We start from the raw sequence: 6,232 nt of genomic DNA on the forward strand, positions 1-6,232 counted from the left end.
TGTATATTATAGAGATCATTTTAGCCTGACAAGAACTTTTTCATAAAACGCTTATCATTTGATTAAATAAAAAACAAAGTATTGATTTTTGTCTTTTTATCAGTCGATTACAGTTAATAAAGTAGCTTTGATCTCTTCAAAATCAGCAACCCTGGCCGACTTATGCCGAACAAGCATGCCTTTTAACACTGTTTGAAAAGACCTAAATTTTTCTGGAAGATTAATTTCCAATCGTTGACAGTGTAGATAAGCCCAATCCTCATAATTTCCAGCACCAAGTCGTGTTTGACTTAACCATTCCAGCCAGATGATTCCTAATGCATAAATATCCGATTGAATCGTTTTTGCTTCGGCGTGAAATAATTCTGGCGCCATATAACGTGGTGTTGCATCTAATGTTGGAGGTGATTCATCCGAGATTCGATATGCGTGTTCAAAATCAATCAGACAGACCCGCCCGTTGCACTGGACAAAATGTTCTGCTTTTAAATCATGATGGAGATAACCATATTGATATAACTGCATCACAGCATCCAAGGCTGCAAGCAAATGTTTCTGAATCTCAGACACGCTTAAATCAGCCGGATCAATCGCAAAATGAGAAGGACAATCCTGTAGCAAGATGCCCTGTTGAAAAATTTCACCAGCAATAGTGATCTCTGAATTAATCAGTAAATGCGGCGCCAGAAATTTAGCTTTTGAGTTAGTAGAAAGCGCCTGATAAAAACCGAATTCATTTTCAAAACTACGCTGACTATATACAGTTGAGTTTTTCGCTTGCACCTTAAGCCAGTAAATTTCTTCACCTAAGCTACCTTTATAGAGCCGACGGCCAAAAGCCAGACTTCGCGGCTTTGTGTTGAGTTCAAATTTTATCTGGTTTAGGTCATGACTAGATATCAACTGGAATATATTCTTCTTTCTGCTGTTCAGGTGCATGTTGATAGGTTAAAAGTTCCAGACAATGCTGTATGGTTTTCCCTACCCGCTCCTGGGTTTCAATCATGGAAATTTTCGGCCAGGTGGCACGTTCGCCTTCACGTTGCAGGATTTTAAACAGGTGTGGCCGCGGGTTTTGCAACATATAAGTATAATGACGCAGACCATATTTGCCGACAATATTCACATCACCATAGTAACGCTGATCGACTACACCATAACCATGATCCAGCAAACGGCGTACAGGCGGTACACTTCCCACACGTTCACGGGTAAAGTCCATCATGCCTTTGGCAAACACCTTGCCTTGGCGTCGTGCAATTCGTTGTGGCCAGCTCAGCATGTCCTTACGGAATCGGGCTGCATCGTCCTGCATGAAAGGCACAATGTGCGGGTTCACCTGACTGGCGATGGTATAGTTAATATTGTACAGCCGTGCCATTTTCTCCTGTGGAAAATCACTGCGTACACTACCATCGACCCAACGTGTCGAGGACATATAAGGCGTGAATTTGCCATCATTCCGCTTACTGGTCAGACGCACAGGTGGAAATAGAATCGGTACAGCACAGGATGCGAGTACCGCGCTCCAGACCAATAAATCCGGTGCAGTATAAGCATTCATAATCCGTGCATCTTGAGTCGCATCATAAGGTGCAACGGCGACATTAATATTTAAGCCTGATTTTTTGAGGGCTTCATCAAAAGTGAGATTACCTAAATTTTCAATCAGGAATTTTTTTAGGTATTTCACATCTGCCAGACCGCCATTACCCTTCATCAACTCACGGAAATTCCGAAAATGAAAGGCCTCATTAAAGAAATTTTGTCCCTGAAGAATATCTGGATATTCAGATGGCTTGGATACCCCCAACATGGCCGTCATGATGGCACCAGCACTCGAGCCCGATACCACTTTCGGCATCAAATCCTGTTCCATTAACGCCTTACACACACCAGTATGAAATAATCCCAGCGTTGAACCGCCAGAAAACATCAGCGCTGGCTGACCATAAGCACGCTGGCAACGTTCGAAATATTCTATTTTTTCTTCTAGCGTCAGACATTCACATTCTTGCGAAGCGATATAAGCCAGTCCTTTACTTACTTCTTCAACATAATCTTCAATAATTTTTTTAGTGCCAACATACGTTTCTATAAATAATAGAGGATGCGCGATATTGGCAATGTCATAACTGAGCCCTTCTCGCAAGATATGCATCAAATCACGAGTACGCTTTTGCAGGCGGTATCGTCGAAGTTTGCCCAGACGATGCGAGATCACTTCTGCATCAAAATAATCGGAAGAGTTATCAAGCTTCCATTCCTGCGCACCTGATTCTTCATCCAGTTTTAACGCAATGCATTTCCACTCCTCATAAGTTTCCGCAGTCTGCAATTGTTGCTTTAATTTCTTGATGCGATAAGCCTGATGAGGATTAATCTGATGAGTAAAATCTGTTAACAACATGCTATGCGTGATCCTTATGTTTATTTTTGCTGCTACAAGATCTGTCACATACTTAAATTAAGCAGATCATACGTGCGGGACAATAGCGAAAAATCTCCTTTCTTGGGCAAATTATAACATTTTTCTAGCTTTGACTGCTTTTTTTGCAGTGGTAGTATCATGAGCATAATTTAAATGCGTAATCTGAGATCATGGCTACAATTGATTTACCCGACCATATTTTAAATGCCCTTTCTACTGTGCTTCAGCAGCTTCAGCAAAGCCTGCCGGAAGTTAAAACCGTACCGGATTTCTCTGCTTATGCCTACAAATGGCAAGATGGCCAACTCAAACCAATTCATAAGCTGAGATCGATTCAACTGGCTGATTTGAAAGGAATTGAAAAGCAAAAAGAGAAAGTGATTCAGAATACCTTACAGTTTCTAAATAACCTGCCTGCCAATGATGTACTGCTCACCGGTTCGCGTGGTACAGGTAAGTCCTCTATTGTTCGTGCCCTGCTCACTGAATATGCTGATCAAGGCTTACGTCTGATTGAAATTGAACGTGATGATTTATCAGATCTGCCCGAAATCCAGAAACTCATCGCTGACCGTCCGGAAAAGTTCATTGTCTATTGTGATGACCTGGCTTTTAATGCCGAAGATGAAAATTACCGTAGTTTAAAAAGTGTATTAGATGGTTCATTGCAATCCGGTTCCAGTAATTTTGTGATTTATGCAACCAGTAACCGTCGTCATTTACTGCCAGAATTTATGCATGAAAATACGCCCGTTACTAAAGTAGATGTTCCGCAATATACCGAATTACATCCTCAAGAAGCGATCGAAGAGAAAATTTCTTTATCAGACCGTTTTGGTATGTGGCTATCTTTTTACCCGATGGATCAAAATCTTTATCTGGAAATTGTGGAACATTATTTAATACAAGCAGATATGGAACTTACTACAGAAACTCGTGCTGAAGCCCTACGCTGGTGTCAGGCACGCGGTCAACGTTCAGGACGTGCTGCCTATCAGTTTTCCAAGCACTGGATTGGTTCAACCCAACTAAATGCCTCTTAACAGCTTGAAAGCGACCGGTTTAGGTCGCTTTTTTCATATAAATCATTTATATAATAATGACACTCAAAAGAAAATAAAAATTATGGATGTCGGCGCAGTTCTCATTCAACTTAAGCCCTTACACATGCAGCAAGTTCATGACTGGCAGCGCACTTTAAAAGCACGTCAAGACGAAGTAATTGAAACGCTTAAGGCTGAACAGGTTCATGTCGAGTCCTGGTTTTATCTGCAACTTCATGGTCAGGACTATTTAATTGCATATATGCGCGCCGACAACATTCAAAAAGCGCAAAATATTGCAAAACTCAGTACTTTCCCAATTGACCAAGTGCATAAACAGTTTAAAACTTCATGGCAGGCGGTTTATCCCGCTGAATTGTTATTGGATACTACAGCGACCTGATTTATTACCCTGGCTATTTAAGGAGTTTTATAATAAACACCCCCCAATCAATAATAAAAAGCCCCGGCAATACGGGGCTTTTTTGACATCTCGAATTATTGTTTATCCCCAATAATGGTAGACCACAGCAGTTCATCAATTTCACTGCCATTGAAATAAACAGTAGCCTTCAATGATTCAGGCTGGTTCTGTTTGACTTCAATCACCTGATCATAACTGTCATCAATTCTAAGCACACCCTCTTTTGGTAAATGCTTATAGTTATTTAATACGGTTTCATCCATTTTAAATGGTGTCGTGGTATTAAAATCAAAACTGTAACGATAATCTGCCAGATCAGGCTGACCGATAATTGTACCGCGACTGGTTAAGGTACGAATCCCATTGCTACCACTGCCATAATCATCGACCAGGCTATAATTATAATTACGTACTTGCAGATATTCTTTGCTCTTTGTATCAAACGCGGCTCCAGAAGTACCCGCCTGATCGGTCTCGGCTATACGCTGGAATTCCAACTGATCGATTTGATAAGATTCGGATTGCCCCATTTCATTTTTAGTTTTACGATGCACAATCGTGCCAGAAATCAGGTAGTCGTCCTTGAGATTAAAATCTACATTTGAACCATAACGGACATTCCTAAAGTTTAAAGTCGTCGTGTCACCATTCACCGTCTGAGTAATGGTTGAGCCTTTACGATAAGTTTTATCCAGGATAATACAGTTATCTTTATCCGTTTTTAATTTCAGCGTTTTAACTGCACCATTGGTAGTTACTTCTGAACAGATCAGATTTGGATATTTAATACTATTGATGCCCAGATTATAAATTTTGATGATACGTGCAGTACGTCCATAAGGATAATCTGCAAATACCTCACCAATCATGTGACCTAGAGCAACATTATAGTCGGTATCATTACTGGTATTTCCGGAAATTTTATCGCGAATTTTCTTTACAATGTCCTGATCTTCAAACGGAACAAATTCCTCTGAAAGCTCAGGGGAAATACTTTCCTTTGGAACATTTGGAGGCGTAGTCACTATAGGACTGTCTGAGCTGCTTCCCCCACCACCGCCACAGGCACTCATTAAACCCGAGACAAAAGCGAGTCCAAAGATAGAAATCTGCTTTTTCATAAAATTTATCCCCTAAAATTTCTTTGCATTTTTATTTGGTGATCACTAAAGGTTGGCCATCTCGAAACTGAATAGCTCAAATGCTATTTCTGCCGGTAATGTTTTTTCTTGGCAGCCAGCTTTATCCTTCGATAGCGCTTTATCTTTAAACAAAGAATTTTTAGGTTCTGTAATTTTAATGTATATTTCAAACAACAATTATCATAAGAAATGAAGTGCTTATTTAAATCTTGTTCCTTATCAGAGTCACTTTTCAACACACTTAAAGCGCATTTAATTAGATCAATTTACTTTGCAACAAAGTTTATAAAATTTGTAATTGTTAAGTTATAGATGTATTGAATTTTCTTTTTATGGAGAGTCATGCTCAACTTTTACATATAGGCATGAAGGAGAATATTGAAAGATAGGATGATTTTAGAGCATAGAAAATAATCATTTCTGTGATATGAAATACTTAATTATTTACAGAAAATTTAAAGCGTCAATTATTTTAGATTGGTCATGGATTCACTGGATTTTTTCCGACGTTTATATTCAAACATGTTCTGATCCGCTTGTGCGAGCGCTGCAAATAGACCCTGACTCGGATGACGCATCGCCATACCAATCGCTGCGCCAATGTTTGTTGCTGCAAAGGCATTAATTAAACGTTCAACTAAACTTTCAGTACCGGTTTCGTCATTTTCCACACTAAGAATCACAAACTCATCGCCACCTAAACGGGCAACAATATCGTTGATCCGTACATTGTCTCGCAATACTTGTGCTGCATTTTGAATCAGCTTATCACCTTCATCATGACCCAAACTATCATTCACCTTTTTTAGGTCATTCAGGTCAATAAATAATACAGCGGCGGGATGACCATATTGTTTACAACGCTCTTCTTCTGCTCGCAGCAGTTTTTCCCAGGCACGGCGATTATAGAGCCCGGTCAACTCATCTTTACTGGCTTCTTCCTGCAATAATTCATGTTGTCTTATCTGCTCACTCTGACGTAATTCTGCCTGCAAGATCGAACTGAGCAATTGTCCCAATAACTCGACCAGTTGCATATCTTGCACAATAGCTTCCGATTTGGTTTCCGGATCAATCGCACAGAGCGTTCCAAACAAACTGCCATCTTCTTTAAGGAGTGGCTGACCAATATAAGATTTTATACAGACCTGCTGATTAATCGGCGCTGTGGCATATAAAGGAATTTCTTCAG

At 40.1% G+C, this 6,232-nt stretch carries 6 protein-coding genes; 2 read left to right on the plus strand and 4 right to left on the minus strand.

Annotated features, from left to right (window positions below; all coding sequences use genetic code 11):
• Positions 1-99 precede the first annotated feature (99 nt).
• Together B4033_RS06055 and B4033_RS06060 are read right to left on the minus strand one after the other, a co-directional pair.
• Positions 100-939 carry a protein kinase domain-containing protein gene (locus tag B4033_RS06055; RefSeq protein WP_286832696.1) on the minus strand — a complete coding sequence of 280 codons (840 nt, stop codon included), beginning with the start codon at positions 937-939 and terminating at the stop codon, positions 100-102.
• Positions 893-2,410: a DUF3336 domain-containing protein gene (locus tag B4033_RS06060; protein ID WP_286832697.1), complete on the minus strand. Its 1,518-nt coding sequence runs from the start codon at positions 2,408-2,410 to the stop codon at positions 893-895. The genes B4033_RS06055 and B4033_RS06060 overlap by 47 nt, the downstream gene beginning before the upstream one ends.
• A 191-nt stretch (positions 2,411-2,601) precedes the next feature.
• Here B4033_RS06060 and B4033_RS06065 point away from each other — a divergent pair, with 191 nt between their 5' ends.
• Positions 2,602-3,474 (plus strand): ATP-binding protein, encoded by an 873-nt coding sequence (locus tag B4033_RS06065; protein ID WP_108619479.1) that lies wholly within the window; start codon positions 2,602-2,604, stop codon positions 3,472-3,474.
• On the plus strand, positions 3,464-3,877 hold the full coding sequence (locus B4033_RS06070; RefSeq protein WP_081409088.1) for a DUF6176 family protein: 414 nt from the start codon (positions 3,464-3,466) through the stop codon (positions 3,875-3,877). The genes B4033_RS06065 and B4033_RS06070 overlap by 11 nt, the downstream gene beginning before the upstream one ends.
• A gap of 95 nt (positions 3,878-3,972) precedes the next feature.
• Here the strand turns inward: B4033_RS06070 and B4033_RS06075 are convergent, their stop codons facing one another.
• Positions 3,973-5,019: a hypothetical protein gene (locus B4033_RS06075; RefSeq protein WP_076753367.1), complete on the minus strand. Its 1,047-nt coding sequence runs from the start codon at positions 5,017-5,019 to the stop codon at positions 3,973-3,975.
• Positions 5,020-5,507: 488 nt separating this feature from the next.
• On the minus strand, positions 5,508-6,232 hold a 725-nt coding region (locus B4033_RS06080), incomplete at its 5' end, for a GGDEF domain-containing protein (RefSeq protein ID WP_286832700.1).

Origin of the sequence: Acinetobacter sp. UBA3132, from assembly GCF_002364825.1 — a bacterium.
Taxonomy (GTDB): Bacteria; Pseudomonadota; Gammaproteobacteria; order Pseudomonadales; family Moraxellaceae; genus Acinetobacter; species Acinetobacter schindleri.

What these genes read in the sequence shown, in the direction of transcription:
- B4033_RS06075 (WP_076753367.1), bottom strand. Translation starts at nt 5,019, where the DNA reads ATGAAAAAGCAGATTTCTATCTTTGGACTCGCTTTTGTCTCGGGTTTA.
- B4033_RS06060 (WP_286832697.1), bottom strand. Translation starts at nt 2,410, where the DNA reads ATGTTGTTAACAGATTTTACTCATCAGATTAATCCTCATCAGGCTTAT.
- B4033_RS06065 (WP_108619479.1), top strand. Translation starts at nt 2,602, where the DNA reads ATGGCTACAATTGATTTACCCGACCATATTTTAAATGCCCTTTCTACT.
- B4033_RS06055 (WP_286832696.1), bottom strand. Translation starts at nt 939, where the DNA reads ATGCACCTGAACAGCAGAAAGAAGAATATATTCCAGTTGATATCTAGT.
- B4033_RS06070 (WP_081409088.1), top strand. Translation starts at nt 3,464, where the DNA reads ATGCCTCTTAACAGCTTGAAAGCGACCGGTTTAGGTCGCTTTTTTCAT.